Annotated in this window: 16 protein-coding genes; 2 read left to right on the top strand and 14 right to left on the bottom strand. The window is 46.6% G+C overall.

Going from position 1 to position 18,405, the window contains the following annotated elements; genetic code table 11:
* Positions 1-37: 37 nt before the first annotated feature.
* The 7 genes from M3661_RS11695 to M3661_RS11665 form a co-directional block, all read right to left on the bottom strand.
* A complete protein-coding gene (locus tag M3661_RS11695) occupies positions 38-553 on the bottom strand; it encodes a response regulator (RefSeq protein ID WP_083189218.1) in 516 nt (171 codons plus the stop codon).
* 191 nt (positions 554-744) lie between these two features.
* The gene (locus M3661_RS11690; RefSeq protein ID WP_083545014.1) at positions 745-2,202 is read right to left on the bottom strand and encodes a sensor histidine kinase; all 1,458 of its coding nucleotides are present in this window, start codon (positions 2,200-2,202) and stop codon (positions 745-747) included.
* Complete coding sequence (locus M3661_RS11685; RefSeq protein WP_021253872.1) at positions 2,181-2,879, bottom strand: response regulator transcription factor; 699 nt, start codon at positions 2,877-2,879, stop codon at positions 2,181-2,183. Before M3661_RS11685 ends, M3661_RS11690 begins: the two co-directional genes overlap by 22 nt.
* A gap of 28 nt (positions 2,880-2,907) precedes the next feature.
* Complete coding sequence (locus tag M3661_RS11680; protein ID WP_251485053.1) at positions 2,908-4,203, bottom strand: hypothetical protein; 1,296 nt, start codon at positions 4,201-4,203, stop codon at positions 2,908-2,910.
* Between the two features lie 221 nt (positions 4,204-4,424).
* Positions 4,425-5,036: a DUF3298 and DUF4163 domain-containing protein gene (locus M3661_RS11675; protein WP_021253874.1), complete on the bottom strand. Its 612-nt coding sequence runs from the start codon at positions 5,034-5,036 to the stop codon at positions 4,425-4,427.
* A gap of 124 nt (positions 5,037-5,160) precedes the next feature.
* Entirely contained in the window at positions 5,161-5,889 is a 729-nt protein-coding gene (locus M3661_RS11670) for a phosphonate ABC transporter ATP-binding protein (RefSeq protein ID WP_021253875.1), read from the bottom strand.
* 117 nt (positions 5,890-6,006) lie between these two features.
* Positions 6,007-7,188, bottom strand: coding sequence for an MFS transporter (locus M3661_RS11665; protein WP_397376516.1), 1,182 nt, complete (start codon positions 7,186-7,188; stop codon positions 6,007-6,009).
* 123 nt (positions 7,189-7,311) lie between these two features.
* Here M3661_RS11665 and M3661_RS11660 point away from each other — a divergent pair, with 123 nt between their 5' ends.
* Together M3661_RS11660 and M3661_RS11655 are read left to right on the top strand one after the other, a co-directional pair.
* On the top strand, positions 7,312-8,235 hold the full coding sequence (locus tag M3661_RS11660) for an ArsR/SmtB family transcription factor (protein WP_251485042.1): 924 nt from the start codon (positions 7,312-7,314) through the stop codon (positions 8,233-8,235).
* 84 nt (positions 8,236-8,319) lie between these two features.
* Complete coding sequence (locus tag M3661_RS11655) at positions 8,320-9,078, top strand: HAD family hydrolase (RefSeq protein ID WP_251485040.1); 759 nt, start codon at positions 8,320-8,322, stop codon at positions 9,076-9,078.
* Between the two features lie 129 nt (positions 9,079-9,207).
* Here the strand turns inward: M3661_RS11655 and M3661_RS11650 are convergent, their stop codons facing one another.
* The 7 genes from M3661_RS11650 to M3661_RS11620 all read right to left on the bottom strand — a co-directional run bounded on the left by M3661_RS11650 (position 9,208) and on the right by M3661_RS11620 (position 18,379).
* A complete protein-coding gene (locus M3661_RS11650; protein ID WP_251485037.1) occupies positions 9,208-11,508 on the bottom strand; it encodes a type IA DNA topoisomerase in 2,301 nt (766 codons plus the stop codon).
* A gap of 102 nt (positions 11,509-11,610) precedes the next feature.
* Complete coding sequence (locus M3661_RS11645; RefSeq protein WP_251485035.1) at positions 11,611-13,098, bottom strand: glutamate synthase subunit beta; 1,488 nt, start codon at positions 13,096-13,098, stop codon at positions 11,611-11,613.
* 218 nt (positions 13,099-13,316) lie between these two features.
* Positions 13,317-13,802 (bottom strand): dihydrofolate reductase, encoded by a 486-nt coding sequence (locus M3661_RS11640; RefSeq protein WP_065291671.1) that lies wholly within the window; start codon positions 13,800-13,802, stop codon positions 13,317-13,319.
* A gap of 85 nt (positions 13,803-13,887) precedes the next feature.
* A complete protein-coding gene (gene thyA, locus M3661_RS11635; protein ID WP_021253882.1) occupies positions 13,888-14,682 on the bottom strand; it encodes a thymidylate synthase in 795 nt (264 codons plus the stop codon).
* A 295-nt stretch (positions 14,683-14,977) separates the two neighbouring features.
* Entirely contained in the window at positions 14,978-15,454 is a 477-nt protein-coding gene (locus M3661_RS11630) for a zinc ribbon domain-containing protein (RefSeq protein WP_065291673.1), read from the bottom strand.
* Positions 15,455-15,681: 227 nt separating this feature from the next.
* Entirely contained in the window at positions 15,682-17,100 is a 1,419-nt protein-coding gene (gene lpdA / locus M3661_RS11625; RefSeq protein ID WP_021261328.1) for a dihydrolipoyl dehydrogenase, read from the bottom strand.
* A gap of 4 nt (positions 17,101-17,104) precedes the next feature.
* A complete protein-coding gene (locus tag M3661_RS11620; protein ID WP_251485032.1) occupies positions 17,105-18,379 on the bottom strand; it encodes a dihydrolipoamide acetyltransferase family protein in 1,275 nt (424 codons plus the stop codon).
* Between the last annotated feature and the right edge of the window lie 26 nt (positions 18,380-18,405).

Genomic DNA, 18,405 nt, shown 5'->3' with positions numbered 1-18,405 from the left:
CCGATTGACAATTGTCAAGACAAGATATCGTAGCCCGTTACAGTCTGGATGATATGTACGCGCGCAGTTCTTCTAAGTCGAATGGCTTCGAGAAGAAGCCAATCGCTCCTGCCGCCTTCGCTTCGTTAACCTTGTCTGCATCGCTATAGGCAGACATCATTATGACTTCGGTATCTGGACGCATTGTACGAACCGTATGCAGTACATCCAGACCATTCATATCCGGTAGGCTCACATCCATGAGCACAATTTTACTTGGACACGCACGCATTGAATTAAGCGCCTGCTCTCCCGTCTCTGCTTCCCTTACTTCCAGTGGCAGTTCATCCAGTGCTTCCTTCAATAGAATCCGTATAGGCATCTGATCTTCCACGACAAGAATGGAGCAGTGACTCGCCACGTCTTCAGCTTCGTCCATCTGTGCATGCGTAAGCGCATTACGATCTACCGTAACCGCAGCTTCTTGTACACATGAACGCTGCTTGATGACAAAGTATAAGTAAATAATAAATGGGACAGACGCGGAAAATATAACGAATAAAAATAGTTCCACTATCCTATCCTCCTTCCGATGAGGACGACAACAATCGAGTTATTACGACAACATCATGGATGATTATGATACATATTATAGTATGTTTTGTCGAAGTAAGATATGCTATTTTCTTAATTTCCCCGAAAAAAAGACCTTTGCATGAATTAATCACGCAAAGGCCGTATAAATTCAAATGATATTCGAAGAGATCATAAATCCGTAGATTCCTCTATCGTATCTGCTTCAATCGGCATGTTGACCGGCAAGGTCACAATAACCGTCGTCCCTACCTCAGGCTCACTTTCGATGGACATTTCTCCTCCATGAGCCTTCACCAATTCGTACGTAATCGCCAGTCCGAGCCCTGTACCGCCATGACTAGGATTCACCTGATAGAACTTGTCCATTACTTTGGTCAAGTGTTCTTCGCTTATTCCAATTCCTTGGTCAACAATACGAACAACCACTTTCTCCGCATCCCACGACGTATGAATCGTGATCACCGACTCTTCTGGTGAGAACTTGACCGCATTATCAATCAGATTCAGGAATACTTGCTTCAATCGATTCGGATCCGCATTCAGAATTTGCTCGTTGCCTCTGACGCGTTCCTCCAATCGAATTTGCTTCTTCTCTGCTTTCATTCTCACTTGCAGGATCGTGTCTTCGATAATTGTCGCGATGGATACCTGCCGCCAGTGGAACTGCAATTTATTCTCCTGCAGCTTCGAGAAGTCTAGCAATTCCTCAACAAGACCAATTAGGCGATCCGTTTCCTTATGAATAACGTTCAACCCCAGCTTCGTCTCCCCTTCATCTAACGGACCAGACAGCAAGGTCTCGCTCCATCCCTTGATTCCCGTCAATGGAGTCCGCAATTCGTGAGAGATCGATGAGATAAAGTCATTCTTTAATTGGTTGCTTCGCACAATCTCATGAGCCATGAAGTTGAGTGTCTTAGACAGCTCCCCAAGCTCGTACTTATATCCATCCTTGGCTCTGACATCGAATCGTCCCCGCGCCATCTGAGCGGATACAGCCGTAATCTCATTAATTGGCTTCACGATCGAATTTGCCAGTCCAAGGCTAATCACTAATACAATGATTAATATCGTAATCGAAATCAGTATAGACACGAGCACAATGCTATTCAACTGACTGTTCACTACTTCTAGTGAGGTGACAAGTCTGACAATGTAGCTGATGTCGCCTCTCTCTAACAATGGAGCAGACACAGCCATTATCGACTCACCGGTTCCAGGCTGCTTGCCGATCCATTGTTCCAGCTTCCCTTGCTGCTGTACAGTAATCACATCGAGTGAGTTGATCGGCTTGTCGATTCGGAACCCACTGGAGGAGATAAGCACCTTCCCAGTCCGATCCAGAATTTGCACCTCGGCGCCCGGCAATTTGAATAATTCGAGCAGCTCCGGCAATATGCCTTGATCATCTTCACTGGAACTAAGACTTATATATTGCTGATAGTATTTCGTCGTTACGGATGCATGGTTAGTTAAATTGCTGGATACTGAATCATAATAATACGTTCGCACCGAGATGAGAAAGACCACTTCCAGCATCAGCATCGTCATAAAGACGACGATGAAGTAATGCATGACTACCGAGCGGCGTATGCCCGGCTTAATCAAGGAGTTGTTCCCTTCCATTTGTACCCGTGCCCCCATACCGTTTCAAGAAATCTTGGTGATGATGGCTCATCCTCAATTTTTTGACGCAAACGGCGAATGTTTACATCCACAATCTTAGGATCACCCATATAATCCTTGCCCCATACATGATCAAGCAGTACGTCTCGACTTAATGTCATCTCTTCCTTCTCCATGAAAAACTGTACCAGCGAGAATTCCGTAGGAGTTAAATCGATTGCTTGATTATTTTTGGTAAATCGTTTCGCAATTAAATCAAGTGAGAACGGACCAGATTGATACACTACCTTCTGGGTAGTGTGCTGATAAGAGCTGACCCTGCGCAGCAAGGACTGAATGCGCGCAACGAGCTCAGTAGGACTGAACGGCTTGCTCACATGATCATCCGCACCAACAGATAAGGCATATACTTTGTCCTGTTCCTGCACCTTAGCAGTCAGGAAGATGATTCCGAGCCGCTCATTCTGTTCCCTTACTCGTCTACACACCTCAAAGCCATCAATACCCGGTACCATCACGTCTAGTAGTGCGATATCTATCGTCGGATCGCTCATGATCATTTGATAAGCATCATTGCCGTTATCTGCTTCCACCACATCGAATCCATTGCGCTTTAAATTAATGACAATAAAGCTGCGGATTGATTCTTCATCTTCAAGAATGAGTATTTTCGTCATCTCTACTTATCTCCTTACTTCATTTCCTTTAAGAATCACTATCACTTTTGTCTAGTTCTGGTATTTTAGGAACCCCTTGTTTCGCATTCAGTGGCTCCTTGCTGTAAATGCCGATAATCTTGTCACCAAACGAACTGAGGTACGTCCATTTCTCCTTATAAGACTCCCATGCCTCAGGTGTAAAGAATCGGATAATGGCGAACGTTTCGTTCGTATGAAGATCGACAAAGCGGAGCATTTCATCTTTTTTCGATTTTGTATCCACAGTCACACGTCCATACCAAGATTTTGGGAAAGTCAAATGGAAGCGATCCATATGGTCGCGATATTGCTTCTCCACTAACTTCAAGCCATGCTGTCCATCCCATTGGAAGAAGTTCGTAAAATAAGGGATTTCATGAGATTGATACAGATCCCAGCCGTGAGGCTGCTCGGGAATACCGATCTCAATAATGCCATCGCCGTTCATGTCAGAGCTCTTAATACCTCCCCATTTGCTTTCCGTTAAGCCCTCTTGCAACAAGGATTCAAGCATATGATCCTTATTCATTCCGATAATATTTGATATATAGTAGTTGGCCCCTGAATCTGCATCAAGCACGAGTCCTTTGCGGTCTTTTGATATAAATCCAGACACCATATTCATGTACGCATTAGCATTAGATGATAACTTCACCTCATGAAATTTAACCATCCTGCCATTTTGGTAATCGAATGAGAAGAGGACAGGTATTTGACCTGAGCGGTTATTCAATATAAACAATCGATTCTTACCGCTCTGATCCAGATCATCGATCACGAATTGAGAATATGGCTGTTCGAACATTCTGACCATCTCTGTGTCTGTGAATCGATACACAACAAGTCCCTTATTCAGCTTCGGGTCATTGCTGCCATAACCTACCACAAGATCCAGATTCTTATCTCCAGTCAAGTCAACCAGTTCAACCCGGTCCAACTGAGTACCCTCACCGTCGAAGTCGAATACCTTCGTCCATGTGTCACCATCTGATTTAAAGATCATACCATGGATTCGGACATCCTTATCAGGCGTCTCATAGAACACAATCGCCTCACCTTTGCCATCATTGTTCAAATCCGCAATGCGAATCGTGCTGCGATCGTCTGCATTGCGAGGCCGGATGATATTTGCTCCTTCAGGCTTTTGGGAGTCAATAATCGATTTTAAATTCGCTTTATCTGTCGACAATCGTGGTTCCTTAAGCATGGATTTGGGGTCTTGAACCCACTGACAGCCGCTTAACATGACACTAGCCAGTAGAAGGAGTAGCGATGCTTTTCGTATTGTTCGGCTTTTTATCATACATGCCATTCCTCCTTTGTTGCTTCTATTATTCGTTCTTTCGTCGAAACACATTACTCTTCGTCTTTGTAGCCTATTCACAGGCATACTCTCTCATTATAAAAAAAAAGAGTCACCTAATGGTGACAAACCCGTGACAAAGCGATGATTCATTTGGGAAGGAACTCCCTCCTTGCACTGCACACATGCTTCGCACTATATTTGATCGCTTACCTCGATGCTTAGTATGATAACTTATCGATAATGCCATTATCCGCTTTAATGTCGTTCAACTCGTATACAGATATCGGGAAGTACAGAAATCCATATACATACGCCGCAATTTCGTACAACTGGAAGAAAAGAACGAGCGATTTATCCGTCATATAGAAATCCTGATCCGGTCGAATCGATTTGAATGGCTCTAGCGTCTGGATATCTCGCATTTTAATCTGTGCGGCGACATGCTTAGACAACACGTCTACGTAAGGGGCCCCCGGCTTGAACAAATCAGGTAGCTTTATCAGCTTGCCTGTCTCTGTCTCAAAGGTCAACCCACGCTGATAGGTCATCCCATGGGCTGCATGATAGGGATAGTCATATACACTTAAAGTAAGACTAAGGTATCCTCTTTCGTTTAATTTGATTTCGTACCAACCTTGAACCTGAATATTCTTCGGATCTTCCTCATAGCCGGAAGTTCGAATTAATTCCCTGACCTGATTTTGTATGGTATGATTCATACGCTCCGCCGCTTGTGGATGCTTCGGATCCACAACGACAGGAACGTACACCTCCAGGTTCGGCTTGCGAATAACATGAGGCTCGATCGGAATCGGCAATGGATACAGCATAAATAAAGCCACCTCCTACGGATGCGTGAATTCGGTAAGAAAAGAACATTCTTCCCTTCCATTCAACATATGCATTCATAAGAAATGGCGTGACAATTGCCTATTTACTTTTTCCCAATCTTCATTATAATATGAGAGCCTTCTCTGATTGAAGAAGCCGTCTGCCCTTCACATCGACTGCGATAGTGCCGTCATGAAGTCCCCACAATCGTGTAGCGAATTTCTCTGCTAGTTCAACCTGATGAAATACCGCAATAACGATCTTGCGCTGCTTCGTGCACAGGTCTCGGAATGTCGACAATACAGATTCAGCCGATTGCGGGTCTAGTCCGAGAACAGGCTCATCTGCAAGCAGCACGTCTGCTCCGTGTACAAGCGCCCTGGCAATGGCAATTCGCTGCTTCTCCCCACCACTCAGATCACTACACTTCTTATGGGCCTTGTCCAATAGGCCAAGCTGTTCAATGGTATCCATTGCCCCCATGTAGTCGTCTGAGCGTATCATTCCGGTAGCCATTCTCCATAACGGAGTTTGATGGAAGCGTCCGATTAAGACGTTCTTCAACGCCTTGCGATTGTCCGACAGCACTGGGTTCTGTTCCAAGTATGCGAACTCCCGCTTCACCTTGCGTCTTCCGCTCAACTGCTGTGCGAAGATATCCACACCGTCAACGACAAATTTGCCGCTTGTCCATCTCTCCTGAAGCGCCAAACATTTCAGCAGTGTCGACTTCCCGCTGCCGCTCGCACCTACTACACCAATGAACTCGCCCGGCTGCACCTCGAAGCTAATATTTTTCAATACCTTCTGTTCAGGAGGGTACTGCTTCACTAACTGATCTACTCTAATCACCGTCAAGACTCCTCTCCATTCCGACAATGGCAGTTCGCTGCTTGATTGCTGCGAGAGACTTTTTATATGTGCGCAGCGATTCACGAACATGTACTCTTAGTGTAAGGAAGGTAGCCCCTAACTTGCAAGCGTTTTATTGCGCCGTCTGAAGATTAAGCCGAGTAGTGAGAATCCAATATACCAAGCCCCGAGCAAGTAGAACATGCTTCCAATTGATACGTATTGAATCCCAATGCCCGCTAAATTTGGCCCAATGATGCTCCCTAAGCTGAAGTGAATGGATGCAATCACGTTAGCGGACGGCAAATATTCCTTAGGCAATATGTCTGCTGCATACGCGAGTCCTAATGAGAAGAAAGAACCAACCAAGCCTCCAACGAGCATGAACATAATGAGAATTCCCCAGATGTTCGTACCCACAAACGGGATGATAAGGAACCCTAATCCCCCTAAGATACCGCATGCCATCAATACTTTTTTGCGGTCGATGCGGTCGCTAAGCATGCCTAACGGCAGCTGCAGAATAAGTCCCCCGATCCCGAAGAATGGAAGCAAATACGATATCCAATGCTGTTCCATGCCGAGACGAAGCGCGTATACAGGGAAGTTGCTATTCATCGAGGCTTCCATGTAACCGTATAGGAATGCTGGCATCAGAGCGAACCAGGCCCATTGGTAGGAACGGCGATAGCGTTTCTCCGGTCTCGATCCGTCCTTCATCATCGCAGCTTCTTCATTTGGCAGCTTCACATATACAATTGCCATAACAATGAGGAACAGGAGAACAATCGCGATGAACGGTGCTGAATCATGGATATACAACAAATTAATGCCTAATGGCCCGAAGCTGAAGCCTACCCCATACGCCATCCCATATAGGGAGATGTTTCTTCCCCGTCGATTCGCTGGACTGACTGACACGGCCCACAGCTGTGTCGCATAATGCAGCGCGCTGTCACCTAGACCAACAACAATTCGCAGAACGAACCATACCCAAATGTTCGGGAAGAACGGAAATAACGCTAGTGCGATCGTAACCGACACCATACCGGCAAGCAGCATTTTCTTATAGCCGAGCCGAATGAGTATCCGCTCTACTAGGAACATCATGGAGAATACCCCTAAGTAGAGGGCGGTAGCATTCAATGCATTCAGATCGGATGGAACCCCCATCCGCTCCAAGAAGATCGTAAGTAAGGGCAGCAATAACCCCTGACTAAGACCTGTAATCATAACAACAATAATCAGAATTATAAATTTCCAAGTTGGGGAATCTGTCGTGTTCCGCCAAGATGCCATTCTTAAACCTCCCCATTTATCTCTATCAAATGAACATTTCACAATTATAGTAGACAATGCTATGCAATACAATTCATAATAAATGTAGACATTCATTGTCATTACCAAGGAGGCTACGCAGGCATGACCTATCATGTTCGTATCGACTGTTCATCGGTATATGAACTTATTGGAAGCTTCATGCTATTTGTACACCGCAAATGGATTCGCAATGTTGACAACGGCATGACGTGGGTACGTCAAGCAGAGCAAATGATGCCCAGTGAATGGGACGAGCATGCTCGTCAGGTGAAGCGTTATTCACTAACGGATTATGACATGCTGTATGCTATAGCGCTTGAATATACAGGCGGCAGTCATATTGCAGGGTACATCGAGCATCTGGAACAGAAAACTGATCAGCAATGGAAGCACGTTCAGGAGCAGTATGGTCTGCTAGACATTTCGCTCACCAGAGAGGATTGCCAACGATATTATGTACCCGCATTGAAATGCTGGTATGAGCATTACATCTCGCACACCTTGCCGCAATGGGAGCCTATTTTGCTGCATGATGCGGATGAAAAGCGGCTCTTAATGAGCAAAATAACTCCAGAAGAAGTTGTCGAAGTTGCAACGAATGGCATCGTCGTTCGTGATGAAAAGAATCATATTCGCGAATGCATTCTTGCTCCAATGTGGCACTATCGTCCTATGAACAATACGTGCACGTTTAAGAACAAGCTGCTTGTCCTGTACGCGGTTGACGAGCCCGCTGAAGATGATTGCATGCCGTCTCACAGCTTGCTTCGGATGACGCAAGCACTTGCTGATCAAGAGCGGCTGCAGTTGCTTCGATTCGTTAGTCAAGGTTCACGCTCATTTGCTGATATCCAACAGCATCTCTCATTATCCAAAGGAACTGTAAAGCATCATTTGGCCGTTCTTCGATCCGCTGGATACATACGTACCTATTGGGACGGCGACTCGGAATCCATCACCCTTCGTCAGGAAGGGTTGTCCGACTTGTCCGTATTTCTAGAAGATTATGTGCAAGTACAATTGTAACGACTGACAAAGTATGCGTAATGGAAGGTTATCGCTATCCTCCTCACGCTTGTCATGTCTGAAAGGCGCAAGGAGGAAATCACATTGACTACATCAATGCCAAAACAAGCATTACTGTTCGACATGGACGACACGCTCATTTATTGCAACAAATACTTTGACATTGTCATTCATCAATTTTTGGATACGATGACGACGTGGTTCAACTCATCGAACATGAGCGCGCAAGAAATCAAGTCCGTCCAATCTAAGTTCGACATCGCTGGCGTACAGAAAAACGGGTTTCAGAGCGAACATTTCCCTCGTTCCTTCATTGATACGTACGACCACTTGTGCAACTTGACAGGCAGAGATTCCACTGAAGAGGAGAAGGAACAGCTCTGGAAGCTCGGACTTAGCGTGTATGACATGGAAATTGAGCCTTATCCAGGAATGGTTGAAACACTAGAACTGCTTCGTGATCAAGGTCATGAACTGTACCTGTATACAGGCGGCGAGCCTGTTATCCAGCAGCGCAAGATTGACCAGATGAAGCTGTCCGCCTACTTCGGAGATCGCATCTTCATTCGTCAGCATAAGACAGCTGAAGCATTAGCAGAGATTGTAAAGGAGCAAGGCTTCTTACCTGCCAATACATGGATGATCGGCAACTCCGTGCGGACAGATGTACAGCCCGGCCTCTTAGCAGGACTTCATGTCATTTATTTAAAGCGTCCGAATGAGTGGCTCTATAATGTCATTGACATTGAGATCGAGCCCCAAGGAGCGCTGTACACTTTAGAGAAGCTTGCTGACGTACCTCGTGTTATCGAGGAATGGCTGCTCACTTCCAAGCTGAGCTAGACCAAGCAGACCCAAGTTCACTTCGGAACACAACATGAAGAAGCCATGCTGTCTCGTTTCCACCCTATGGTACGGGCATGTGGCTTCTTCATGTATGCTTCTAATGGAGAAACGGATATTCGTGTTCCGCTATTCTTCAACCACTTTCAAATCCCCAGTTGATCGATTGGCTAGAACCAATCTTCCTTTCACCGTTGCATTTCCTCTGGTAAAGCTAAGCTTCTTCGTGCATCCCTTCTCCAATAGCTCACGCATCATCACCGGAGATATCGTCTTTCCTGTAGCCAACTGCTTTTTCCACACAACGAACTTGCAGCCTAGCTTATAGTTCGAACAGCCGAACCCCTTGCGCCCTTCAATTATCGTACCGCCACAGCCCTCACGAGGACATATGCCGAAGGTTTCAGGTGCTGCATGTTGTCCGCTTCCTTCTGACGAGCGGCTAGAGCCAGAAGCTTGCGTCGCCGAACTCTTCACTTTGGAGCTCTTCGATGTCTTGGCGCTGGTTTGCGGCTTGCCTCTCCCCTTGGATGACTTGTCCGATTCGATCAATGCAAGTACTTCCGCTGATACAGGGCTTTGCTTGCCGACACAATCAATGACATGAAGCGTAAACTTGCGCACAGCTTCCATGAATACATCTTCCGATGCCTCTCCTCTGGCAATCTGCGTTAATCGTCTCTCCCATTGCCCCGTCATCTCTGGTGAGGTTAGAAGATGTACCCCTGCCCCGCGAATCAGCTCAACAGCTGTCTTACCTTTGGTTGCGAGTGTAAGACGTTTGCCAGTCATCAAGATATATCCGACTTGCTTCAGCCGTTCAATTGTCGCCGCCCGCGTCGCAGGGGTTCCCAGCCCTGCATCCTTCATTACTTCACGCAGTTCTTCATTGTCCAGCTGCTTCCCTGCACTTTCCATTGCCTTCAGCAATGTGCCCTCTGTATAAGACTTTGGCGGCTGTGTTGCCTTAGCAGCCATCTCCGCTTCGCGACAATGCACAGGCTGATTCTTGTCCAGGTTGAACTGCTCCGTATCGTTAAGTTCCTCTACTTGATCCGAGGATGATTGAGAATCCCCTTCATCCTCATCTTTCTTTTTCGAGCGCTTAGTGCGGGACTTCTCCTTATCATGATCATATAGGAGCTTCCAGCCCCGTATTCGCCATTGCTTCATGCTCGTCTTGAATGATTCCTGCTCGACCTCGGTTAACACCGTATAAAGTGTATACTCTGCAATTGGATAGAAGTGCGCCAGCAAGCGACGAACGATTAAGTCGTAGATTTTACCTTCTTCAGGCGATAAGGTGCCCGGGCGCTTCGTCGTTGGCAGAATGGCATGGTGATCCTCAACTTTGTCTGGGTTGCACACGCTGCGGTTATTTTTATGAACCCGACTCGGTTCTGCTTGCGCCGCCAAGTCCGCATAACCCGGCATACTCATTAGCATCTTGAGCGCCTGATGCATGCCTCCAATATTCTGCTCCGTCACATAGTTCGAGTTCGTCCGCGGGTACGTAATCGCCTTGTGCTTCTCATATAATGCTTGGGCTATATCCAGTGTCTTCTTCGCCGAGAATCCAAAACGCGCGTTAGCATCCCGCTGCAGCAGTGTTAAATCATAAAGCTTGTACGGATACTCCTTGCCTTCTTTGATCTGGTAGTCGGCAATTCGTCCGCTCTTCCCTCTCACTTTGTCAGCAATCTCAGTCGCCTTTTGCTCGTCCGTAATTCGGTCGCCCTGTCTAGTTCCCTTATAAGTTGTATCTCCCTGCTGAAATACAGCTGTAACCTCATAATAGGATTCGGATTGGAACGCCGCAATCTCCTGCTCCCGGTCATAAATAAGCGCAAGGACTGGTGTCTGAACGCGTCCAACCGACAATAGTGCCTTGTGCTTCGTTGTAAAGGCGCGAGAAGCGTTCATCCCAATAATCCAATCTGCCTGACTTCGGGCTCTTGCTGCAGCTGTAAGCCCTTCATAATACTCTGCACCCTTCATCTCTTCGAATCCTCGGCGAATCGTGTCTGCTGTCAGGTCGGATATCCATAAGCGCTTAACGGGCTGCTTCCATTTGTAATGCTGTTGAATTAGGGCGAAAATATATTGCCCCTCGCGCCCGGCATCGCACGCATTCACGATTGTATCGCATTGTTTCGCCAACTCACCGATCATTTTCAACTGATCCTTCGTGCGGCGTTCCGCCACGATCTTGAAGCTGTTCGGTAGAATCGGCAGATCGTAGAAGTTCCATCGTTTATATTTCGCATCATAGGCTTGCGGCTCTGCTAATCCGAGCAAGTGGCCGATTGCCCATGTAATAATGTAGTGATCTCCTTCAATATGCGTTCGGTGCTTACGGCCCCTTGGCTCGATGACAGAAGCGATGTTGCGTCCCATATCAGGCTTCTCAGCCACGACAAGTGTCTTCATCCTACCACCTCTTTCCATACACAACAGAAGAAGCCGCGCATGTGAGAATAAGCGCAGCTTCTTACTAACGTTACTATGTTCTATTATTCACTACTTTCGCATTTAAGGCAATAGTGTAGTTCCCATCAAATATCGATCCACTTCTCTTGCAGCCTCTCGTCCTTCATTGATCGCCCATACGACGAGACTCTGTCCACGGCGCATATCTCCTGCGGCAAATACTTTACCTACATTCGTCGCATACTTGCCATAGTCGGCCTTCACATTCGTCCGACGATCGGTTGCCAGTCCGAGTTGTTCGACAATGGTCTGTTCCGGACCATCGAAACCGATCGCAATCAGCACGAATTGTGCCGGGAATACGCGTTCCGTACCGGGAATCGGCTGATAAATTTTCCGTCCATTCTCATCGACAATCCGTTCAATCTGCACCGTGTGCAGTTCCTTCACCTGTCCATCTTCATCACCGACGAACTTCGTTGTCATGATGGAGAATTCACGAGGATCTCTGCCATACAAGGCTTTGGCTTCCTCATGGGCATAGTCCAGCGTGTAGACGTTCGGGAACTGCGGCCAAGGATTTGTACTTGCATCTCGTTCTAGCGGAGCCTTCGCATGCGTACCAAATTGTGTAACACTGCGACACCCGTGACGGAGCGCAGTAGCAACGCAATCGGTTCCGGTATCTCCGCCTCCGATGACGATAACATCCTTGCCTTCCGCATTAATATACTGACCATCCTCCAGATTGGAGTCAAGATAGCTCTTAATCGTACCATTCAAGTAATCCATCGCATAGTGGATTCCGTGCAAATTGCTTCCTTCTATTTGGAACTCACGCGGCTTCGTTGCACCTCCGCATAGAACTACCGCATCATGAGAGGCAACTAACTGATCAGCTGGGATGTCCTTGCCAATTTCCGTATTCGTCACAAATTGAATGCCTTCCGCCTCCAATAGCTGAATGCGGCGATCTACAACTTGCTTCTCCATCTTCATCGTTGGAATCCCATACGTGAGGAGGCCGCCAAGACGATCTGAACGTTCAAAGACGGTTACGGAATGGCCGGCTTTATTTAATTGCGCGGCGCAAGCGAGGCCAGCAGGTCCTGATCCTACAACAGCCACATGCTTACCTGTTCGCTGTGCTGGAGGCTCGGGCTTCACCCAGCCCTCTTCAAATCCCCGTTCGATGATAGCTTCTTCTATTGTCTTAATCGTAACTGGCTGTCCGATTAGCCCCACCGTACAAGAGCCTTCACATGGTGCAGGACATACACGCCCTGTGAACTCTGGGAAGTTATTGGTCTTGTGCAGGCGCTCAAGTGCCTCCTGCCATAACCCACGATACACGAGCTGATTCCATTCTGGAATCAAATTGTGCACCGGACAGCCTGATGTTCCTCCCGTCAGTTCAATACCTGTATGACAATATGGGGTTCCGCAGTCCATACAGCGGGCGCCTTGTGTGCGAAGCTCTTCTTCACTTAGATGCTTATGAAACTCTTCCCAATCCTTCAGCCGTTCCAATGGATCGCGATCAGCCGGAATCTGACGGCGATACTCCATAAATCCAGTAGGTGTTGACATGCGATTTCCTCCATCCGTCCATCCGTATATTTGTATGAGTAAGGTTGATTGGTCATTCTTTTGTTGCTTTTTCATGGATTTTCATGCAGACATTCATTGCACTCTTCGACATGTTTTCAACCTATCCTACTCAATTTACGCCTATATTCCAATGGAGTCATGAACAAATCATTTGCATTTCTTCACACAAAAGCACATCAACACATTTACGATCTCAATTATTTTTTGCGTACAAAAGATTGGAACAGATGATCGAATTCATTCTTCTCATCAACGATTCCTGGCTCTTCCCACTCAAGCTCCCATACACGCTCATCGTATTCTGGGAAATGCTCGTCACCCTCGAATGTCTGCGCGATTCGCGTAACAAGCAGCTTGTCCGCATACGGCATAAACAAATTATAAATTTGGGCTCCGCCAATAATCATCACTTCTTCATCTTGAGCAAGCTCAAGCACGGGAGTGATGTCCGAGATAACCTCAGCGTCATCTGTACGCCACGCTGGGTTGCGCGTCAAGACAAGATTGCGCCGCTTCGGGAGTGCTCCGTTCAGCGAATCATACGTTTTACGCCCCATCACAACGGTCTTGCCTTTTGTATTCTCTCGGAAAAACTTCATATCATTCGGCAGATGCCACGGCATTCCATTGTCCTTGCCAATAAGCCGTTGTTCGTCCATCGCCCATATCATCGTAATCGACAATTTCAATTCCTCCTTTGATCGTTCTTAGCAGAGTCACAGAAGTCGAATGTAATATTCGTGCGCGTTATTGCACAACAACCATCGATTACACAGCGACAGGCGCTTTGATTGCTGGATGATATTCGTAGCCTTCGAACTCAAAGTCCTCAAAGCGGTAATCAAAGATTGATTCTGGCTTGCGCTTAATGACCAGCTTCGGAAGCGGCAATGGCTCGCGCTGCAACTGCGTATTCACCTGTTCCAGATGATTCGAGTAAATATGAACGTCTCCACCGCTCCAGACGAACTCGCCTACTTCCAAATCACATTGCTGCGCCACCATATGCGTTAACAGCGCATAGCTTGCAATGTTGAAAGGCAAACCAAGGAACGTATCTACAGAGCGCATGTTCAACAAGCAGCTCAGCTTTCCATCTGCCACATAGAATTGGAAGGAATAATGGCATGGAGGCAGCTTCATCTGATCGACCTCGCCTACGTTCCATGCGGATACGAGCAACCGGCGGGAATCCGGATTCGTCTTAATTTGTTCAATCACATTCGCGATCTGGTCAATCGTACGACCGTCTTTCGTTTCCCAGTTCCGCCATTGCGAGCCGTATACAGGGCCAAGATTGCCGTTCTCGTCCGCCCACTCATCCCAAATCGTTACCTTGTTCTCCTTCAAATAGCCGATATTCGTATCGCCGCTAAGGAACCACAACAACTCATGGATGATCGAACGAAGATGCAGACGCTTCGTCGTTACGAGTGGAAATCCTTCATTTAGGTCAAATCGAAGTTGGCGACCAAATACGGATATCGTACCTGTGCCTGTACGATCTTCTTTTTTCACGCCATGATCCAAAATATCCTGCAATAATGCCAAATATGATTTCATTCTCTTTTCACTCTCTTTCCTCACCGTTCTGAAGTGTATCTTACCTAGTGTACCATTCCAGAGTAAAAAAATCATCGGTATCCCATTCCATTATCATCATCGTGTTAATCGGTTACGATAGCGCTATTGTGTGACGCTCATTGAATCTCTCTCGAAAATGGAAGCTTAATCAAAGAAAAATCCGGCCATCATATGCCCGGATAAGAAAAAAGATAGAATTCACGAAATACCCAACGTTAAAATAACGTCACCCCTATTGACTCACAATGGGCAAACCGTACAGAATGTCTTATCGTTATTCTTCGAATTTATGACCACATTCTGCACAGAAGCTCGACCCTTTATCACTTGCTACCTGACACACAGGACATACAACCATCACTTTTATATCTACAACTTCCTCTTCTGAAAAATGCCCTACAAAATGATGTCCGCAGCCTGAACAGAACTTTGTATCTAATGTAGCAGGTTTACTACAAGACGGACACAGTTTCTCATTCTGCACCGTACGAATCCGATTTTCAACATCCTGAACTTCTGCTTTCTTCTGATTGATCTGTTCACTAAACAGCAGCAGTTGATCGCTTATTTCTTCTATTGTCCCATTTTGCATGGCATGATACACACATTCTCCCATACGACTGTAAATACCCGTAATTTCTTTTTCCTTTGAAGAGATTTGAAATTTCAACCGATTTACCTCTATCGTGGACTGTGCTTTTTTTCCTGCTTCCGCTGCACCTTGCTTTAATTTATCAAAAAAACTGCTCACCGTAATCCTCTCCATTCCGTAAATGTGTACTGATCATGATAACTTTGGATATTAGTAATATAGAGAAAAACATCTCTGTTTATTACATGAATCACCTTACATAACCAGTACTATTCACATCTCGGTAAAAAAAAGCCCCCGCAGCGCTGCTGCAAGGGCAAAAGCAAATCAAATATATAAACAGAACCGTAACAGAACGTATACAGAACCCTCAGAGAGAGAGGGGATTACTTACCTACTGTGTGGATTGGGTGACCAAGAACAACTTCAGCAGCTTCCATCACGATTTCACCAAGTGTTGGGTGAGCGTGGATTGTCAACGCCAAGTCTTCTACAGTTGCAGCCATTTCAACTGCTAAGCCCATTTCTGCGATCAAGTTCGATGCTTCAGGACCTACGATTTGAGAACCGAGGACGATACCTGTGTCAGCATCGGATACGATCTTCACGAAACCGTCAACGCTGCCGCCGAGGGACAACGCACGACCGTTACCTGCATAAGGGAATTTACCAGCTTTTACTTTGAAGCCTTTTTCCTTCGCTTCGGATTCAGACAAGCCTACGCTTGCGCACTCTGGATCTGTGAAGCATACTGCAGGGATGCACTTGTAATCTACAACACTAGGCATACCGGAGATTGCTTCTGCAGCCACTTTACCTTCGTAAGAAGCTTTGTGAGCCAATGCAGGGCCAGCAACGATATCGCCGATAGCGAAGATGTGCGGAATGCTTGTGCGTCCTTGGTGGTCAACTTCGATCAAGCCGCGATCAGTCATTTTCACGCCTATCATGTCCAGACCAAGCTCACCGTCAGTGTTCGGACGACGACCAACTGTTACGAGCAAGTAGTCAGCTGTCACTTCTTTGGACTCGCCGCCAACTGTGAATTTCACAGTAACGTCTTTGTCTGTTTGTGTAGCAGATTCTGCTTTCGCACCAGTGAAGATCTCAACATTGGATTTCTTCATGTTTTTCGATACAAGTTGTGTCATGTCTTTGTCGAAGCCAGGAAGAACCATGTCCGCGCCTTCGATAACAGTTACTTTCGTACCGAACTTGGAGTACATTTGACCAAGCTCAGCGCCGATGTAGCCGCCGCCGATAACGATCATGGACTTAGGAACTTCTGGCAATTCCAAAGCTTCTGTCGAAGACAGGATGCGTCCAGTGAATGGGAAAGGCTTCAATTCGATTGGACGGGAACCAGTTGCGATGATGCAGTTTTTGAACTTGTAGCGCGGTGCTTCTTGATCGTTGAAGACACGTGCTTCATTTTCATTGATGAACATGCATTCGCCTTTGAAGATTTGAACTTTGTTAGCTTTCAACAAAGCGCCTACGCCGCCAGTCAATTTCTTAACTACGCCGCCTTTAAATTCTTGCACTTTTGTGAAGTCCACTTTTACGTTTTCTGCAGTAATACCGATTGCAGAAGCGTGTTGTGTTACTTCATATTGGTGTGCAGCGCTGATAAGCGCTTTGGATGGGATACAACCGCGGTTCAAGCACACACCGCCGAGTTCGGATTTATCTACGATGAGTACGCTTTGGCCGAGTTGGGCAGCGCGAATCGCTGCCACGTAACCGCCAGGGCCTGCCCCGATAACCAAAGTGTCAATGTTCAAAGATGCGTCTCCTACTACCATTTGGTTACACCTCCATAACAAGCAACTCAGGATTAGCAAGCAGTTGCTTGATGTAGTTCATAAAGTTTTGAGCTGTCGCGCCATCGATCAGACGGTGGTCGAAGCTGAGGGACAATGCCATAACTGGCGCTGCCACGATTTCGCCGTTCTTCACAACTGGCTTCTCGGAGATACGGCCTGTACCCAAGATTGCAACTTCTGGGAAGTTGATGATTGGAGTAAAGAACATACCGCCAGCGGAACCAATGTTTGTGATTGTGATTGTGCTGCCTTTCAGTTCGTTCGGAGCAAGTTTGCCTTCACGACCGCGGCTAGCCAAATCTTTAATATCATTAGCGATCATCCAGATGCTGCGACGATCTGCATCATTGATTACAGGAACCATCAAGCCGTTGTCTGTATCTGTTGCGATACCGATATTGTAGTACTTTTTGTACACGATTTCGTTGTTTGCTTCGTCGATCATTGCGTTCATCGCAGGGAATTGACGGCAAGCTGCAACGAGTGCTTTTACGATGAATGGAAGGTAAGTTACTTTTGTACCTTTCTTCTCCATCATTGGCTTCAAGCGTGTGCGGAATGCAACAAGCTCGCCAACTTCCACTTCGTCCATGATTGTAACGTGTGGAGCTGTGTAAGCCGATTTAACCATTGCATTCGAAATCGCTTTGCGGATACCTTTGAATGGTACACGCTCTTCTTCAGCATCGTGTCCAGTTGCTGCTGCCGCTGGAGCTGCTTTTTTCGCTTCTTCAGCTTTCGGAGCTTCAGTTGCTGCTGGAGCTGTTGCAGGTGCTCCGCCGTTAGCGAATGCTTCTACATCTTCACGAGTGATTTTGCCGTTCTTGCCAGTAGCAGGAACTTCAGCAATGTTCACGCCAAGATCACGAGCATGCTTGCGAACGCTTGGAGTTGCAAGTACATCACGGTTAGGTGCTGCTGCTACGCCTTCAGCTTTAGGAGCTTCAGCTGCTGCTGGTGCAGGAGCTGCTTCCTCTTGAGCTGCTTCTTCTGGCATATCTTGCTCAGGAATTTCACCTTCAGCGTCGATGATCGCTACTACTTCGCCCATGTGGCATACTTGACCATCTTTCGCGAATACTTCCAATACCGTACCATTTACAGGGCAAGGAACTTCAACGATAGCTTTATCGTTTTGTACTTCCATGATGATATCATCATCAGTTACCTTGTCTCCTGCTTTAATGTGCATTTTGATAATTTCGCCTTCGTGAAGGCCCTCCCCTAGTTCAGGGAAGCGATACTCAAATTTAGCCACAGTAAAATCCTCCTTCTCTCTGTTCC

The sequence above is a fragment of the Paenibacillus sp. MER 180 genome, assembly GCF_023713665.1.
Classification (GTDB): Bacteria; Bacillota; Bacilli; order Paenibacillales; family Paenibacillaceae; genus Paenibacillus_B; species Paenibacillus_B suaedae.
This window is presented reverse-complemented; position numbering and strand designations above follow the sequence as displayed.